Below are 17,239 nucleotides of genomic sequence, written 5' to 3'. Positions count from 1 at the left end.
TGTGTGCTTGGGGTTACAGATTGGCTGCGTAGGCCTGCAGCTCGCGGTATTCCGCCAGGATGCGTTTCACCGCTGCCACCGTGGCCTTCACCTGCGCGTCCATCGGGGCCAGCGCAGGCGTTTCAAACACGATCTCCAGCGCATGCGGTCGCTGTTCCGGCGGCGCGCTGAGGATGCCCAGGTAACCTTCCTTGATGATGCCACGGGAGGCCAGGAATCCGTCGATGATGTGCTGCTCGTTGCGTGGCAGATGCTCCGCCGCCGCCTGCAGCGCAGGCTCCAGCAGATGCTCGCTCAGCAGCGCGCCGCTCACAAAGCCGTAACAGCCGTCCGAGGTGTCGTCCGAGTGCAGGGAGATGATTCCCTCATACCGCTCGCGCCTCAGTTCGCCTTCCAGATAAACGACCTCTGGCTCCGTGGAGCCAAACCAGAACTCGCGGTTCAGGTCCAGCCCGCTGTGGCTGTGGCGTGTGCCCAGCGTGCGGCCCGTGGGATTGCAGATCGGGTAAAAGTGCAGCTCATAGTCATGCAGTTCCTCAGGCTTTTCAGCCGCCCAGCGGATCAGCTCCTGCGTGGCCAGCGTGCCGGCCTCTTCATCGCCATGAATGCCTGCAAAGATGCCGATCTTGATCCCATGCCCCTTCTTCAGGGGCTTGCTGACGATCTTCGGGATGAAGACGCCCTGCTCTGGGGGATCAATTTCAGTCATCAGTCGTGTGCTCGGGGGCAGCACACCGCCACGCTGGGCGGCCTGTCTGCCGGTGAACTGCAAATGAGGTGGGAGTTTCATGGTTTCAAGCGCTGCTTTGCTGCGCGGGAGCTGTGGGATGTGTTTATTTTCCGCCCTGGTAGATCTGGTCAAAGATGCCGCCGTCATCGAAATGCTTCTTCTGCGCCTTGCTCCAGCCACCAAAGTCGCCGTCGATCGTCACGAGGTTTAGCTTCGGAAAGCGGGCGCTGTATTTCGCTGCGGCTGCAGCATCACGCGGGCGGTAGTAGTGCTTGCCGATGATCTCCTGTGCTTCCGGGGAGTAGAGGTATTCCAGATAAGCCTTCGCCACTTCGGTGGTGCCTTTTTTCTCGGCGTTCTTGTCCACCACGGCTACCGTCGGCTCGGCCAGGATGCTGATGGAGGGCACGATGATCTGTGTCTGCCCCGGGAACTCGCGCTGGATCAGCCAGGCCTCGTTTTCCCAGGAGAGAAACACATCGCCGATGCCGCGCTGCGCAAAGGTCGTGGTCGCCGCACGTGCGCCTGTGTCCAGCACCGGCACGTTTTTGAAGAGGGCTGTGATGTACTCCTTCGCCTTGGCCTCGCTGCCGTATTTCTTCAGCGCATAGGCCCACGCGGCCAGATAGTTCCAGCGCGCACCGCCGGAGGTCTTGGGATTTGGCGTCACCACGTTCACGCCTTCCTTCACCAGGTCGTCCCAGTCCTTGATGTTTTTCGGGTTCTCCTTGCGCACCACAAAGACGATCGTGCTCGTGTAGGGCGCGCTGCTGTTGGGCAGGCGCTTTTGCCAGTCTTTGGAGATGAGGCCCGCCTGCTGTCCGATCACGTCAATGTCTCCCGCCAGCGCCAGCGTCACCACATCAGCCTCCAGGCCGTCGATCACGGCGCGCGCCTGCTTGCCGGAGCCGCCGTGGGATTGATCAATGCTCACCTTCTTGCCGGCTGTTTCCTTGTAGTGCTTGGCAAAGGCTTTGTTGTACTCCGCGTAGAGTTCGCGGGTGGGGTCGTAGGAGACGTTCAGCAGCTCAAAGTCGGCTGCCTGTGCGGCGAGGCCCAGCAGGGCGGTGGTGATGAGTGTCAGGGTTGTTTTCATAAGAGATGGCGTTTGCGGGGGGGATTGAAGGAATGGGATGGAAAAAATTGGCATGGCACGCCCCTTGACCGGCTACGGCGGCCTGAAAAAAGCAGGGGCTGGCTTTGGTGACGTGGGTTAGAAGAAGCGTCGGCTCAGCTGGAAGTAGGCGAAGTTCGTGTGGTCTCGGTGGAGCTGCGCTTTCACGTAGCCTCCGGACTGAAAGTAGGAGTAGCCCACGGTGATCTCGGTTTTCGGATCCCACGTGTAGCGGGCGCGGATGTCATACTCGCTGCCCAGGTAGTTGCCGCTTCTTCCGGTTTTATCCTGCACCTGGATGACATTGCCCACAGAATAGACATCCGTGGCGCTTTCCAGCCAGTAGGCGCTCCAGTTCATGTCCAGGCGCAGATTCTGGTGTGGCTTGATCTCCAGACGCACGGTGGGCGTGCTCACGTTCTGGTAGGTGATGTAGTCATTGGCAGACCATGACCGGCTGAAGCCGTAGAAGCGCTGGAAGCGGTTGTCCTTGTTGTCATTCGGGTTGTGGTCGCCGCTCGCACGTCCGTAGAAGAGGCTCAGGCGTGGCTTCCACGGATTGGAGGCAAAGGTGTAGCCCAGCTCAAAGGTGCCCGCATAGGCCTGGATGGTGCGTGTCCCGTTGCGCCCGGTCTGGTAGGTCAGGCTGAAGTCGTAGTCCAGCCCCGTGGTGCCCACCACGCCGTAGGCACGCAGGCCGGGGGAGTGCACCTGGTAGTCTGCGATTCCAGGCAGCGGAGACTGGTTCATCGCCAGGTAGTAGGGCTCCAGTGTCACGAGGTCGGACCAGCGCCGCCAGTGGCCGATCACGCCATACACCCACTGCTTTTGCACCGGGCTGTCCCAGGCATACTTCTGACGGTTCAGCGGCTGCACTGCCAGCAGGTCCACCTGCCAGTCATTGCTCTCCTGCCCCAGGCTGCCCAGGAAGCCCTTGAAGGTGTTCGCCGTGTTGCGCCACTCATTGTTGGAGAGGAGTCGACGGTCCAGGAATTCAAAGTTGTGAATCCCAAAGCGCACGCTCACCGGGCGGCTGCTGCCGATGGCATCGCGCCCCAGCAGGTTCTTGAAGTATAGCTCGCCATACAGCCTCGTGATCGCAAACTCGTTCACGTCGCGGTTGTCGCGGGCAAACTGGCTGTTCTCACGCCGGGCATCCTGCATCTCAAACGCAAAACGGAACGGGTCCAGGATGTCCTTGATCCCGATGTAGGCCCGCGTGCGGTGCAGCAGCGGCTGGTCCAGCGAGGACTGGATGCGCCGGAGGTCGTTGTCCCGGTACTCATAGCGGAAACGGTAGTCCAGCCCGATGTCCAGCCACTTCACGTTCAGCAGGGAATCCACCCCGATCTCGCTCAGATTGCGCGCATACTTGGGCGGGTCCGGATCGCGCGTGGTGCCAAAGCTCAGCGGGTTTTGGTAAAACGTACCGCGTGTGATCTTGCTGCCGGCGGTGTCAGCACCCCAGCCCGTCGTGGCTGCCACGAGGAGCAGGGCCAGTGCGGCTGGAGTTTTGGGTTTGAGGGCTTGGGTGAAAAACATGTCTCGGTGGCGTTGCTGGCTTCGGTATCCAGTTTTCTGGCAGGCGTCAGCGGTAGAAAAGGATTGTCTCCGTTTCAAGCGGTGGGCGTGTGCGGCATGGGACTGAACGAATCAGATGAAAACACATCAAGAGTGTTTCTGGTGGTCCGGTCAGTCCCAGGAATGGCAGGACAGCGCTGAATGCGATGTCTGAGGCTATGTGACCGGTATATATTCCTCCAAAATATATAAATCAAGTAGGAATAAGAAATTTTTGCCGCATTCCGCATCTTCCCATGCCCTGCGGCCCGCTTTTGCCGGATCCGACACAGAAAGCAGCCTTTTCGGTGACATTGCGCCAAAGCCCTGCCGACGTGCTTGCACTCGGGCGCAGCGCTGGCAGGATGACGAATGCCAAAGCGCATCGCTATTTTTGGAGGCAGCTTTAACCCACCCGGGAACCACCATGCGGCCATCGCCACCCGGCTGACCCAGCTCTTTGATGAGGTCCGGGTCATCCCCTGCGGCCCACGGCCCGACAAGCCGGTCACCGGCAGTGTTCCTGCCGTTTATCGCGCTGCCTTGGCGGATATTGTCTTTGGCTGCCTGCCCGGGGTCATTGTGGACCTTTTTGACTTCGAGCAGGACAGTTTTACCCGGAATTACCAGCTCCAGCAGCGTTTTGAGACGCAGGGAGAGGTCTGGCACGTGGTGGGCGCGGACCTGGTGGCCGGCGGCTCACGCGGGGCCTCCATGATCCAGCGCACCTGGGAGCGCGGCGCGGAGCTCTGGCAGCAGGCCAATTTCGCCGTCCTCAAACGCCCCGGCTATACCCTCAGCGACGACGATCTGCCGCCTCATTCCCAGATCGTCGAGCTGGTGGTGGAAGGTTCCAGCACCATGATCCGCGATCACCTGGTGCATGGCCAGCCGGTGAATGATCTGGTGCCACCCCGTGCGCAGGCCTACATGGCACGCTACGGTCTCTATCGTGCGCCCGTTCCGGGCACCTGGGCACGCGGGACATTGGACGACGCCAAATACTTCCTCCAGGCAGATCAGGCCATTCCCAAGGTGAAAACTCTCTGCGACTCCCTGGATGGCGCCCATGTGCGCGCAGAGGACGCCGATTTCATCAATGTCGTCGGTGGCGATGGCGCGATGCTCCGCAGTATCCGCGAGCACTGGCGCGCACGACTGCCCTTTTTCGGCATCAATGCGGGCCATCTGGGCTTTTTGCTGAATCCGCCGGAGCAGGTCGCGGCGCATGCCTTTCCTCCTTGTGACGTGATTTTCCGCCAGATGCCGATGCTTTTCCTCGAAGTGGAGGACGAGCAGGGGCGCAGGCATTCGGCGCATGGCTTCAATGATGCCTGGGTGGAGCGCGCCACCAGCCAGTCCGCGTGGCTGGAGATCACCGTGAACCACGTCAAACGCATCCCCAAGCTGGTGTGCGATGGCGCTCTGGTGGCCACGGCCGCCGGTTCCACCGCCTACGCCCGCAGCATGGGCGCGGCTCCGCTGCTGGCAGACACCCCCGCCTGGCTGCTGGTAGGCTCCAACGTGCTGCAGCCTGCGCACTGGCGCAGCGCCCTGCTATCGCCTGACACCACGGTCGAGATCCGCAACATCGACCCCGAGCATCGCCCGCTGCAGGCTTTTGTGGACGGCCAGAGCATGGGCCGCGTGGTGGCCCTGCATGCGCGCATGTCCCGCTCGGCGGCGGCGGAGCTGGTCTTCTGTGCCGGTCACGATATGGCGGAAAAAATCGCAGCCATTCAATTCGGTGCATGATCATTCCTCTTCAAAAAGACGAAACCCTGCTGGCAGACATCGCCGCTGCGCCCCATGACAAGGACTCTCTCCACGTCTGGTGGCTGGGGCAGAGCGGCTTTCTGGTGCAGTGGGCAGGGGAGAGGATGCTGTTTGATCCCTACCTCTCCGACTCGCTGACCAAGAAGTATGCCACCACGGACAAGCCCCACGTGCGCATGACCGAGCGCTGCGTGGACCCGCGCCTGCTCACCGGCATCTCCCGCGTGACGGCCAGCCACGTGCACACTGATCATCTGGATGGCGAGACCCTCATCCCGCTGGCGCAGGCAAATCCAGGTTTCAGGCTCTATTTGCCGCATCCCATCATCCCGGAGGCACAAAAACGCCTGGGAGGGCAGGAGGTGGTCTATTGTGGTATTGGCGACGATGGCATCTACTCCGAAGGCCTGTGGGAAATCCACGGCGTGGTGGCCCGGCACAATGAAGTTCTGCGGGATTCCCAGGGCCGCTGTCACTATATAGGCTACATCGTCAAATGCGGCCCCTTCACGATCTACCATAGCGGCGACACCCTGTGGCATGACGACATCGTGGCGCAGGTGCGTGCACACCGCTGCGATCTCATGTTGCTGCCCATCAATGGCAACAAGCCGGAGCGCCGCGTAGCTGGCAATCTGAACGGCGCCGAGGCCGCCGCGCTGGCCAAGGCGGGGGGAGCAGGCCTGGTGGTGCCCTGCCACTATGAGATGTTTGAGTTCAATACCGACACCCCGGATGAATTTGTGACTGCCTGCGCGCGGCTGGAGCAGCCTTGCAAGGTCATGCGCTGCGGGGAAAAGCTCGTGCTGCGGTAGCTGCAGGCGGCATGAAGCGCCGTCTCAGCGCGCCACAGCCTGCCCGGCGGCTGTCCACGCATTGAAGCCGCCTTTGAGCAGCAGGATGTTCTTGAAACCCATCTTGTGCATCTCCACCGCGATGCGCTGCGCCCGTCCGCCGAGGGCGCAGTACACGATGCAGGGCTTGGTCTTGTCCATCTGCGCCAGCAGGTCCAGGGTCTTCTGGCCGTGGAAGTAGTCCAGATTGATGGAGTTCAGGATGTAGCCACGGTTCTGGCGCTCCTCCTCCTGGCGTACGTCGATGATCACCGTCTCCGGGTGGTCCACGAGCTGGCGTTCCACCATTTCAGGCGCGATCTCGTGCACCTCTGCTGGGACGACGACCACCGGAGGGCTGAGTTCTGCGGCAGCTGGTGTTTCTGCGGCCATGGCAGCCACACACAGGCCCGAGAGCAGGAACAGAGACGCTTTGAGGAGAATCATGCAGCACTTTGTCAGCTTCTGGAGCTTTGGCGAGCAGGTGATTTGGATTCTCGTCTGCGTAGTGGGGCCACGATAGCATCATGGAGCGTGGCCTCCCCCGTTTCAGCTTCATCTGGGTTTAAAAACGCCTTAAATTCCATTTAGATTATAAAATTGATAATAAGGTAAGGCTTACCAGTGCAGGTCTCGTGGCAGCGGTCTCCGTTTCCTAGGGGCCGAGGCGCTAAAGCAGGTGGCGGTGATGTGAACAAGCTGCGCCCATCGTGAACAGGCAGGGAAGACGGCTTGATAGTAAATCATTTATAACCAATTAAATAATGGATTCATCCGGGGGCAGTTTGCGCGGACGAAGGATGTGGGGCGGTGCGCGTCAATCGTAGTGGTCGCAGGCCTTTCTGGCCGTATTCAGACGCTATTTCTGCCCATCATCCCACCTCAATGAGGGGCGGTTTAGATATTCAAATTTGCTATAAATCGTTCAATTTGTAAAAATTATGAAAAAATTCGTTGAACATATTTTCGGTTCAAATTATAATTCTCATAATTCGAAGCTGAGCAACTCAACGAGCTGATCAACTCGAAATAACACCAACAGCCAAAACACACACAAACACTATGAAAAACATCAAGCTCAATCCCTCCCGCAAGTCTGGCTTCAGCCTCGTGGAAATGCTCGTCGTGATCGCCATCATCGGTATCATCGCCGCCATCGCCATCCCGAACATCGGCAACCTGAACGCCAGCGCTCGTGACGCCTCTGCTCGCCGCAACGCTCAGACCGTCGCTTCCGTGGTGAACGCCGCCATCGCCGCTGGCGTTGACACCACCGCCATCACCGACACTGCTTCCGCAGTTGCCGCCGCTGAAGGTGGTCTGACCCCCACCCAGGGCGCCTTCAAGGGCAAGCTCTTCACCTCCGGCGCCATCAACGCCGAAGACCGCAGCACTGTGATCAGCTACCTGAGCTGGGACAACAGCAACAAGCAGCTCAACTACACCACGACCTCCTCCGCTCAGTAATCTGAGGATCGTGTAGTGCATCGCCCGGTTCTTTGTTGATCTCAAAAGCAACAGATTCGGACGCTTCTCGTCCGCCGGGGAGGTTTCTCCCCGGCGGCTTTTTTATGACAGGCATGGTTACGCGGCATTGACTCTTATGAACATGGCCACTTCCAGACGGCAGCATGGATTCAGCTTTGTCGAGGCGATCTTCACGATTGCCATCATCGGCATCATGTCATCGATCGTGGTCGCAGCCATCTCCAATGCCGCACGCGACAGCTACCGTGTTCTCTCCAGGCAGCAGCAGGCATCGCTGCAGAGCGCGGTGACAGCCTGGGTGATGGCCCAGACCCGCGTGAACAGCACTTCGGCTCAGTTTCAGAGTCTGGAAAACATACGTGCCAGATACAACAGCGCCGGCAACTCGCTGGGGCGCTTCAACCTTCTGGTGCCCACACCGGGCGCAGCCGATCCCATCCAGAGGGCTGGATTTGTGGACCAGACAACGGCGGATCAATTTCTCAGCTATTCCAGTGGCGGGCAGCTTCAGACGGAGGCCCTGGTCAATTCGCAGCAGTACATCACGCTCCCGGACTGGCAGAGCGATGATTTTCCACGGGTGAATCTGGTGACGCAGTAAGCCGCAGCCTTCTTTTCCATGAGCCCCTTTGCCTTCATTTACAGCAGACTCAAGCCACGCGGTTTCTCGCTCGTGGAGATGATGGCCTGCGTGTCGATCATTGGCATCATTGCTTTCATGGCGATCCCGTCCGTGACGCGCATGCGCAGCGACAGCGAGCGCAATCTGGCAATCGCGCGCGCGGAGGCTCTGAACCTGGCCCAGGCCAGTTTCATGCAGGTGCGGGGGCGCACCCAGGCTGCGCTGGACTGGGCCTCTGCGGGTTCCAATGACGCCAAATACAATCTCCTGCGTCCTTATCTCAGCTACGCAGAGTCGTCGCTGGCCGTGTATCTGCCGGCCGGTTATGCGGTGACTTTCCCCCCGTCCATCACGTCCATGACCAAGGTGTCTCTGTCGAGCCCGACAGGGGTCATCTACTACTAAACCGAAATCTCCCTGAATGACCCTCGCTGGTTCCAACGGAAATCGCACGCGCAACGCCCCCTGGCAGCAGGGGCGGTGCGCCGCCGGATTTTCGATGACGGAACTGGTCATCGTGATCTCCATTCTCTCGGTGCTGGCGGCGATCACCGTGAACGCCATGAACCAATATCTGGAAGGCGGGAAAATAGCGCTGACTCAGGAGAGGCAGGAAATGCTTAACCGGGCGGTGTACACCTTTGCGCAGCAGAACTACCAGATCGTGTTTTCGCCGATGGGCGACAATGCCGGGGATGAACTGGCGATTTTGCGCACCCTGCAGTACCGCGACCCAAACAGCTACCGTGCCAAGCTTGGCTCCCCCTATATTGACCCGCGTTACAATCCGGGCACGTCCAGCAGCACCAAGGACTACCGTCTGCAATGGACGGGAAAAGTCTTCAAGGTGCTGGAACCCGGAGACAGCGGCAGCGGCCTGCTGATGAATTTTGATGGAACGGATTTTACAACGCCTTTCGCGTTCCCGCCCGATTTCCAGATGGCAGGAAACTGAAGCTGCCCCGCACCATGTCTGCCCCCCTCCAGATCCCTCAGCACAAGCCAGCCTCAAAATCCTTTGGGGCTGCGAGTAATCTGCCTAACACGATAGTTGAGGCGCGGCAGACAGCGATCTTAGCAATCCAGTCGATCGAAGGACTGGCGCTGCAGCACGGCATGCTGCCGGTGACGCTGCTGCGCGAGAGCTGCTCTCCTGAGGCCGAGCGCCTGATCCGCAAGCTGGGCCGTGTGCCCTATGTGGCGGACCCCTGGCTGCCGGTGAGTACGATCGGGCCGCTGCTGGTGATGGCGCACCACAACCCGCGTGCCGGGGATCTGTGGGGCGTGCCGCACTTTCTGACGATTCGCGTCCTGATCACGCAGGAGCAGTACCAAAACACCCGCAAGGACCTGGTGCAGCGTTTTGGGCAGATGCCCATCTCGCAGTCCAACGCGATGGAGCAGCTCCAGCCGCCGGTGTTTTCAGACCTGGGTCTGGAGGGCACCTTCAAGTGGCTGCTGGACAACTACCCCTATGAGCCTGCGGACATCACCAAGCTGAAAGGCTTTTACGAGGCGCAGAAGGGCAAGTCCGAGGTGCTCGGAATCACGCATTTCAATGTGGTGCAGCGCAACATGGGCGTGGCGCTGCAGCATCTGGTCAGCGGCTGCCGCACGCTGGTGTACAGCGCCACAGAGGCGCAGAGGCAGACCTTTTTCCCCCTGCCGCTGCTGGAGCGGCACAATGTTTACCCGCTCTACATTGGCAAGCAGGTGGTCTTCCTGCTGAGCGAGAGCTCCGACTGCTACGCCTTTGAAGACGAGTGGCTGTCGATGGGCAATCCCTCGGTGAAGATTGTGCCTGTGCTCGCAGACCTGGCGGGCATTCGCGAGGCGATCAACCGCGCCGGAGCCACCTTTGACGCGAGCGCGGTGGCTTCGCTGGAGGGCGCTGCGCTCACGGTGGCGGACGACGGCACCGTGGTGGAGATCTCCCCGGAGGACATGGCCCGGGTGAATCCGCAGAACCCGAACCACGAGCCCGAGCAGCTGGTGCAGTGGGCGCTTTTCACCGCCATTCGCTGCCGTGCGTCTGACTTGCACCTGGAGAAGTTTTACAACTTCACGCGCTTCCGTGCGCGCATGGACGGCACGATGAAGACCATCATGACCGCGCCGGAGAGCCAGCTGAACCGCTACGTGGCACTGCTGAAAAACTACGCTGGCATGAGCCAGAACCGGCAGGAGTGCCAGGACGGGCGCATGGCGCTGTCCATCGGCCGCCGCCGCGTGGATGTCCGTGTGGCCGCCGTGCCCACGCGCCGTGAGTTCCAGAAGGTGATCATGCGCTTCCTCGACAAGCAGGACGGGGTGAAGCGCCTCTCGGACTTCAATCTGTCCCAGCGGCAGATCGACATCCTGAACCGCACCATGCAGCGCGACCAGGGGCTGGTGCTGGTGACAGGCCCCACCGGCTCTGGTAAAACGACCACGCTCTACGCGCTGCTCAACAGCGTGAACGATGAAGGGGTGAACATCCAGACGATCGAAGACCCCATCGAATACGAGATCGAAGGCATCAACCAGACGCAGACGAACAATGCACGCGGGCTGGACTTTGCCAACGGGCTGCGTGCCCTGCTGCGTGCCGACCCGGACATCATCCTGATCGGTGAGTCTCGTGATGCCGAGACAGCTGGCGCGGCGGTGAATGCCTCCCTCACGGGCCATCTGGTGCTGACCACGCTGCATGCGAATGACTCACTGCGTGCGGTTTCCCGACTGCTGTCCATGGGGGTGGAAAAGTACCTGCTGGCAGACTCCCTGGCGCTGAGCCAGGCCCAGCGCCTGGGCCGCCGCCTGTGCAGCTACTGCAAGCAGCCCATGCAGGTGCCGCAGGATGTGCAGGAGCTGATGGCCAAGCAGGCCGTGATCACCCAGCCGCTGACGACTCCCATCTATACCGCGCGCGGGTGCGATGAGTGCCATGGCACCGGCTACGCCGGACGTGTGGCGCTCATGGAGCTGTGCGAGGTGAACAACGAGCTGCGCGACCTGATCGAAGACGGCGCACCGCTCAGCGCCATGCGTGCAGCCGCCTTTAAAAACGGCTTCCGCTCCCTCTACCAGGAGGGGCTGCAGCAGGTCATCGGCGGGCACACGTCCCTCGATGAGATCAAATGCCTCAGCTACACCGCCATGTAGGACAGGCCCACCTTTTTTTGAATTTTGACCTCTCACTCCCATCCAGCAGCCATGAATCCGACCACCCAGCTCCTGTCTCGTGATATGGTTTCGCGTGCCGTCGCACGTGTGTTGATTGTCGATGATGAGCCGCATGTGCTTGCCGTGGGCAAGGCCGTGCTGGAGTCCCACGGTTTTGAAACGGTGGCCTGCCGCAGCGGCGAGGAGGCGCTGGAGCTGGTGCGCACCGGGCTGGAGGACGGGCAGCGTTTCTCCGTGGCCATCCTGGATCTGACGATGCCGGGCGGTGCCTCGGGCTTTGAGGTGCTGGAGTGGCTGCGTGCGTGCGACCCCCGGCTGCCCGTGATCGCGTGCAGCGGCTACTTTCAGGAAGATGTGAAGGATCTCTGCCAGGCGATCGGCTTTGTGGATGTGCTGCACAAGCCCTTCAATCTGGAGAGCCTGGGGCTGGCGGTGCGCCGGGCCATGGTCCAGGAGCCTGAAGCCGCAGAGTCGGGCTACTCTGGCTATCAACCTGGTGCCATCTCATGAGGTTTCATTTTCAGATCGCCAACCGCTTCACGCTGCTCGGCATGTTTGCCGTGCTGGTGGGGGCTGGGGCGACTGCTGCTGGATTCGTCTGGCAGGAGTTCATCACCCTGCGCTTTGTGCAGAGCTCCTATCTCGGGGCTGTGGCGCTGGCAGGGCAGATGGAGCTGAACCGGCAGGTGCTCACGGACGGGGAGCTCACAGGGGTGGCCCCTCTCACGTGGGAAAATGAGACACGCCTGCGCATGCGGCTGCAGACGGTGGATGTGCCGCCTGCGCTGCAAAGCCTGGGCCTGCAGGTGGAGCTGGTGGCGCCACGCCAGGCACCCGGGCCGGGCACGCCCCCCATGTCTGAGTCGCCGCCGATCGTCATCCTGCCCATCTGCCAGAATTGCGTGATCGAGGAGCCCACGGCGGAGCACATGCACAACCTCATCTACCGCGTGATGGCCGGCAGCAGCCTGGTGATGGATGATACCAGCGAGAACCGCCAGCTGGAAATCAATGGAGGCGACCACTGGCTCATCAGCGCCGGGCCGCTCTACGGGCGCACCGGTCATGTGGCGGGGGCCTTCATCGCCCGGCAGCCGCTGGTGCAGCTGAGGCATCTTTTCAATGCGCAGCGCCTGACCGTGCCGATCCTGGGAGCCTGCGCGGGGCTGAGCTTTGCGGTCTTCGGCTTCTACATCATCGGGCGGCGCATCACGCGCAAGACGCGTGCGCTCATGGATGCCTTCCGCGCCATGCGTGCCGGCAACATGAACGTGCGCGTGCCTGCAAATGGCTTTGACGACCTGGACATGCTGCAGGCGGAGTTCAACTCGATGATCTCCCACCTCCAGGAGGACGACCAGCGCAAGCACACGCTGCTGGTGGAGTATGAGGCCGCCAAGCGGCAGGCGGAAACCGCCACCGCGGCCAAGGGCAGCTTCCTGGCCAACATGAGCCATGAGATCCGCACGCCCATGAACGGCATCATCGGCACCACCAGCCTGCTCATTGAAATGGGGCTGGACCCTGAGCAGGAGGAGCTGGTGCGCATGATCCGCTCCAGCGGCGAGTCCCTGCTGCACGTGATCAATGACATCCTGGACTTCTCCAAGCTGGAGTCCGCCAAGATGGACATGGAGAAGCTGCCGGTGGACATCGAGAAGCTGCTGAGCGAGACGACAGACGTCTTCTCCCACAAGGCGGCGGAGAAAAACATCGAGCTCAATGTGCACATCGACTCCGCGCTGCCGCGCAAGGTTTTGGGCGACTTCCAGCGCATCAAGCAGATCCTGGTGAACCTGGTGGGCAATGCGATCAAGTTTACCGAAAAGGGTGAGATCCTCATCCTCGTGCGCCAGGTTTCCCGCCAGACGCCGCAGGGGGACCGCACGCTGCTGCACTTCTCTGTGCGCGATACGGGCATCGGCATTCCGCCGGAAAAGATCGGGCAGCTCTTCCAGGCCTTCAATCAGGCAGACACCTCCACCACGCGCAAATACGGCGGCACCGGCCTGGGGCTGGCCATCTCCAAGAAGCTGGTGAAGCTGATGCAGGGAGAGATCAGCGTGGTGAGCGAGGAGGGCAGGGGCTCCGACTTCTTCTTTGAGCTGCCGCTGGCGGTGGCTGCGGATGATGAATCCCGCGAGGAGGAGCTGGCCTGGATGGATGTGGTGAAGGGCAGGCCCGTGACCGTGTACAGCGCGCACCCCACCACACTGCAGGTGCTGAACCAGTCCCTCATGCAATGGGGCATGATGGTGCGCATGCTCAAACAGCGCTCCCTGCCAGAACTGGACGCGATGATCGAGGAGGCGGGGCTCTTTATCCTGGATGTCTCCGGCCTGCAGCACGAGGAGGCGGTGCAGATGCTGAATGCCGCCGCCATGCGCGGCACGGCCATCATCACCATCATGAGCATCACCAGCGCCAAGCTGGACCGCGACCGCTTCAGCCCGCCTGCAGGCAGCCGGCACTCGCGCCTTTCAAAGCCCATCAAACGCCGCGAACTGCTGCGCACCATGTCAGAGCTCTACCGCATGCCACGGCGGGTCGTCCTCTCGCCCATTGTGAACGCCACCGCGCCATCTGGTCCGGCACCTGCTGCGCAGGGCTACATGAGCCCGCAGTCCATGACCGCTATGCGCCCGATGACCAGCCCTGCACCCCAGCCCATGGCGCCGCAGGCAGCGGCACCCCAGCCCTACTACCCGCAGCCAGTGGGACCACAGACGCAGGTTCCGGGCATGGTCATGCCCATGATGCAGCACGGCTACATGCCCGCAGCCCCGCAGCCCGGCATGCAGCCGCCGATGCAGCCTGCGCCGCAGTATATGATGCCGCCTGCTGCGCAGCCCATGGCGGCCACCTTTGAGTCAGCCTCCGTGCTGGAGACACCCGCCCCGCCGCCCATCTCCCAGCATGCCGCTGCACGCGCCGCCGCTGGCGGGCACGATGCGCAGGTGTCTGCCGCCACCAACCGCGCCATCGCCAAGGCCGCCAAGGCGGAGGCGGACAACTTTGCCAGCCAGAACCCCGCGCACATCCTGCTGGTGGAAGACCAGCCGCTGAACCAGAAAATAGCCACCATGCTGCTGCAGCGCCTGGGGTATGTGCACATGGACATCGCCAACAACGGCGAGGAGGCGGTGAGCATGGTGGCGCAGGGCGGCTACGACATTATTTTCATGGACCTGCAGATGCCGGTGATGGGCGGCGTGGAGGCCACCCGCCGCATCCGGGGAAACTTCCAGCTCAAGCACCAGCCCGCCATCATCGCCATGACGGGGCATGCCCTCACGGGCGTGAAGGAGGAGTGCCGCGAGTGTGGCATGAACGCCTTCCTGACCAAGCCGGTGTCCCTGGACGACTTCCGCCGCGTCATCCCGCCCGCCCTCTCGGTGGAGGCCTCCAAGATCCCGATGAGCCTGTGATGCGGGCTTGAGCGGCAGGCGGATGGGGATGGCTCATCCTGGCTGAGTGTACATTGAGCGGAAAGGCCGCAGCCATCGTGGCCCACAGGATGCAGTCTCGTGACATGCGTGGGCTGACTGGCCCGCGTGCGCCACATCTCGCACCCCAGCCTCTGCCTCTCATTGCTGCGTGATGCTCGCATCGTCACTCGGCCCACGAAAAGCGGTAGCTGCGGTCGTTCCTCCCTCCGCGACCGCACTCCAAATAGCGCCAGAGCGCGCGCAGCGAATTTGGAGTGCGGCACGCGAAGCTGCCGCTTTCGAGTGTCTCGTGGCATGCCAATGCATGGGATGCTTTCGCGTGCCAATCAGCGCCCCGCACCGCTTACGGGTGGAGTTCAGCATCCCATGCGGCCAGCACATGCTCTGGCGGAGAGGGATCGTCCCGATCCCTCACGCTTGCGCAACGCCCAGCATTGCCGCGCCTTGCTACTTCTTCACCAACACCAGAACGATGGCGGCGCGTACTTCCGAGGCCAGGGTCTCCATGTCTGCGCCTGCGGGCATCCGCGCCTGCGCAGCGGTGAAAGCGGGGATGGCCTGCAGCAGGCTGGCGGCCACGCGGGCCTTGATGGCGTAGGTGACGTTTTCACGGCCTCGGAGAATGGCGGAGACGATGCCGACGATGGCGCCTGATTTGACGTCCACCAGCGGGCCGCCGGAATTGCCCGGCTGTGCAGGCACCGTGATCTGGTAGTGGTCCTTGTCATCGCGGATGCCGCTGAGGCTGCTGATGCGGCCGTCGGTAAATTTGGGCTCGACTCCCTGCACGGTGGCATTGGGGAAGCCCACCGTGAAGACAGCCGCCCCCATCGTGCCCTCCTGCGGCGCGAGAGGCAGCCACCGGGGCGAAGGCTCGCCGGTCTTCAGCACCGCCACGTCTCCCTGCAGGTCGGTCTTCACCACCTGGGCACGGCGGATGACGCCATCGGCACCGCGCACATCCACCTCGGTGGCGTCATGCACCACGTGCTCGTTGGTCAGCAGCCAGCCATCGTTGGAGATGTAAAATCCGGTGCCCGTGGCGGCGTAATTGCCTGCGACGAGGAAATCGGCCACCTGCCCGCGCTCCCTCCTGACCTGCTGCTGCGGCTGGACGCCAAAGAGCAGGCCGCAGAAATCCTTGGGTGACATCCTGCCGCCCAGCCAGTGATAGATGGTGGGATTGGCCCTCAGGCGGCCCTCCATGTGCTCGGCCAGAAACGCCCGCATGTCGGAGGGATCATTGTCGATGCTCGCGTCGGCCATGAGCTTGTCCGCCTCGGCTATGACAGCGTCGATCTCCCGCAGGATCTCCCCGGCCACCTTGTCATTTCCCTGGCAGAGCTGCTCGGAGACCAGCTTTTTGAGCGAGGCCATGAGGGTGGCCTTCTCGTCTTCCTCCTCCTTTTTGGCTTTGGCAGAGGCCGCACGTTTGGCCTCCAGCTGGCTCTTGATGGCGGCATCCAGCTGCTCGTCCTCGGACTGGTAATTTTTCACCATCCCATAGAGATACCAGCCCCCGCCGAGCACGAGCCCCGCCACCAGCACCAGGCTGACGATGATGCCCGTCATGCCCTTGGCCTGCGCGGCGGGCTTCGGCGCAGCCTTGGCTGCCGCCTGAGGACCACGAGGCTGCGGCCTGCCACTCGCTGGCGGCCCTGCCGGTCTCTGCACCGGCGGGGCGGATACCACCCTTGTAGCCTGGACGACGGGGACGACCGGAGGCGGAGCCACCGCAAACACTTGCTGGCAGAAGGGACATTGCATCTGGCTGCCTGCGAAGCGCTGCTCGACGGAGAGAGCAGCCTGACAGCTGGGGCACTGGATTTGCAGGATCATCGTTATTGAGGGATTTTAAGCAAATCCGAGCATCTGAGGCAATGCTATTACGAGACTCGCAGCAGCCATTCCGCCACAAATCCAGCCGGGCAGGGGATGGGGCATGCCTTGCTTCAGGGGGGGCTCGCGCTTCAGCATGCATCCCAGCACAAGCGCAGGGCTCCGCCACCACGTCATGTCATTCGATCACACATCCGGCTCACGCGGAGGGCTGGGGACAGCCCTCCCTACCTTCTCGCGCTGGGTGCTCGTATGCCCGGCGCAGGTAGGGCTGCTTGTCCCCAAGCAGCCGTGGTCTATCGCGATAAGAGCACCCTGCTAGAACACCACCCCACCGCAAGCCGCCAGCGCAGGGCTCCGCCACCACGTCATGCCATTCGCACGTTTACACCGCTTACGGCGGAGGGCTGGGGACAGCCCTCCCTACCTTGCGCTGGGCTCCGCTACCACGTCATGCCATTCGCACGTTTACACCGCTTACGGCGGAGGGCTGAGGACAGCCCTCCCTACCTTGCGCTGGGCTCCGCTACCACGTCATGCCATTCGCACGTTTACACCGCTTACGGCGGAGGGCTGGGGACAGCCCTCCCTACCTTGCGCTGGGCTCCGCCACCACGTCATGCCATTCGCACGTTTACACCGCTTACGGCGGAGGGCTGAGGA

14 protein-coding genes are annotated in these 17,239 nt (G+C 61.9%); 9 read left to right on the top strand and 5 right to left on the bottom strand.

What is annotated here, in order from left to right; all coding sequences use genetic code 11:
- Positions 1-13 precede the first annotated feature (13 nt).
- From HNQ65_RS06510 to HNQ65_RS06500, 3 genes are all read right to left on the bottom strand, one after another.
- Positions 14-790 (bottom strand): M14 family metallopeptidase, encoded by a 777-nt coding sequence (locus HNQ65_RS06510; protein WP_184338688.1) that lies wholly within the window; start codon positions 788-790, stop codon positions 14-16.
- A 43-nt stretch (positions 791-833) separates the two neighbouring features.
- Positions 834-1,826, bottom strand: a complete 993-nt coding sequence (locus tag HNQ65_RS06505; RefSeq protein WP_184338687.1) for a sulfate ABC transporter substrate-binding protein — start codon at positions 1,824-1,826, stop codon at positions 834-836.
- A gap of 117 nt (positions 1,827-1,943) precedes the next feature.
- Positions 1,944-3,386 carry an alginate export family protein gene (locus HNQ65_RS06500; protein WP_184338686.1) on the bottom strand — a complete coding sequence of 481 codons (1,443 nt, stop codon included), beginning with the start codon at positions 3,384-3,386 and terminating at the stop codon, positions 1,944-1,946.
- 390 nt (positions 3,387-3,776) lie between these two features.
- Here HNQ65_RS06500 and HNQ65_RS06495 point away from each other — a divergent pair, with 390 nt between their 5' ends.
- On the top strand, positions 3,777-5,159 hold the full coding sequence (locus HNQ65_RS06495) for an NAD(+)/NADH kinase (protein WP_184338685.1): 1,383 nt from the start codon (positions 3,777-3,779) through the stop codon (positions 5,157-5,159).
- On the top strand, positions 5,156-5,995 hold the full coding sequence (locus tag HNQ65_RS06490) for an MBL fold metallo-hydrolase (RefSeq protein WP_184338684.1): 840 nt from the start codon (positions 5,156-5,158) through the stop codon (positions 5,993-5,995). The genes HNQ65_RS06495 and HNQ65_RS06490 overlap by 4 nt, the downstream gene beginning before the upstream one ends.
- A 24-nt stretch (positions 5,996-6,019) precedes the next feature.
- Here HNQ65_RS06490 and HNQ65_RS06485 read toward each other — a convergent pair whose 3' ends face one another.
- Positions 6,020-6,460: a rhodanese-like domain-containing protein gene (locus HNQ65_RS06485; protein ID WP_184338683.1), complete on the bottom strand. Its 441-nt coding sequence runs from the start codon at positions 6,458-6,460 to the stop codon at positions 6,020-6,022.
- 615 nt (positions 6,461-7,075) lie between these two features.
- On the opposite strand from HNQ65_RS06485, the gene HNQ65_RS06480 reads away from it, so the two are divergent.
- From HNQ65_RS06480 to HNQ65_RS06450, 7 genes are all read left to right on the top strand, one after another.
- On the top strand, positions 7,076-7,480 hold the full coding sequence (locus HNQ65_RS06480) for a prepilin-type N-terminal cleavage/methylation domain-containing protein (RefSeq protein ID WP_184338682.1): 405 nt from the start codon (positions 7,076-7,078) through the stop codon (positions 7,478-7,480).
- Positions 7,481-7,622: 142 nt separating this feature from the next.
- A complete protein-coding gene (locus tag HNQ65_RS06475) occupies positions 7,623-8,102 on the top strand; it encodes a type II secretion system protein (RefSeq protein WP_184338681.1) in 480 nt (159 codons plus the stop codon).
- 18 nt (positions 8,103-8,120) lie between these two features.
- Positions 8,121-8,528, top strand: coding sequence for a type IV pilin protein (locus HNQ65_RS06470; protein ID WP_184338680.1), 408 nt, complete (start codon positions 8,121-8,123; stop codon positions 8,526-8,528).
- A gap of 16 nt (positions 8,529-8,544) precedes the next feature.
- Positions 8,545-9,078 (top strand): type II secretion system protein, encoded by a 534-nt coding sequence (locus tag HNQ65_RS06465; RefSeq protein WP_184338679.1) that lies wholly within the window; start codon positions 8,545-8,547, stop codon positions 9,076-9,078.
- A gap of 14 nt (positions 9,079-9,092) precedes the next feature.
- On the top strand, positions 9,093-11,267 hold the full coding sequence (locus HNQ65_RS06460; RefSeq protein ID WP_184338678.1) for a GspE/PulE family protein: 2,175 nt from the start codon (positions 9,093-9,095) through the stop codon (positions 11,265-11,267).
- 51 nt (positions 11,268-11,318) lie between these two features.
- Positions 11,319-11,798 carry a response regulator gene (locus HNQ65_RS06455; protein ID WP_184338677.1) on the top strand — a complete coding sequence of 160 codons (480 nt, stop codon included), beginning with the start codon at positions 11,319-11,321 and terminating at the stop codon, positions 11,796-11,798.
- A complete protein-coding gene (locus HNQ65_RS06450) occupies positions 11,795-14,716 on the top strand; it encodes an ATP-binding protein (protein WP_184338676.1) in 2,922 nt (973 codons plus the stop codon). Before HNQ65_RS06455 ends, HNQ65_RS06450 begins: the two co-directional genes overlap by 4 nt.
- A 468-nt stretch (positions 14,717-15,184) precedes the next feature.
- Here HNQ65_RS06450 and HNQ65_RS06445 read toward each other — a convergent pair whose 3' ends face one another.
- On the bottom strand, positions 15,185-16,576 hold the full coding sequence (locus tag HNQ65_RS06445) for a trypsin-like peptidase domain-containing protein (RefSeq protein WP_184338675.1): 1,392 nt from the start codon (positions 16,574-16,576) through the stop codon (positions 15,185-15,187).
- Positions 16,577-17,239: the final 663 nt, after the last annotated feature.

The sequence above is a fragment of the Prosthecobacter vanneervenii genome, from assembly GCF_014203095.1.
Classification (GTDB): Bacteria; Verrucomicrobiota; Verrucomicrobiia; order Verrucomicrobiales; family Verrucomicrobiaceae; genus Prosthecobacter; species Prosthecobacter vanneervenii.
This window is presented reverse-complemented; position numbering and strand designations above follow the sequence as displayed.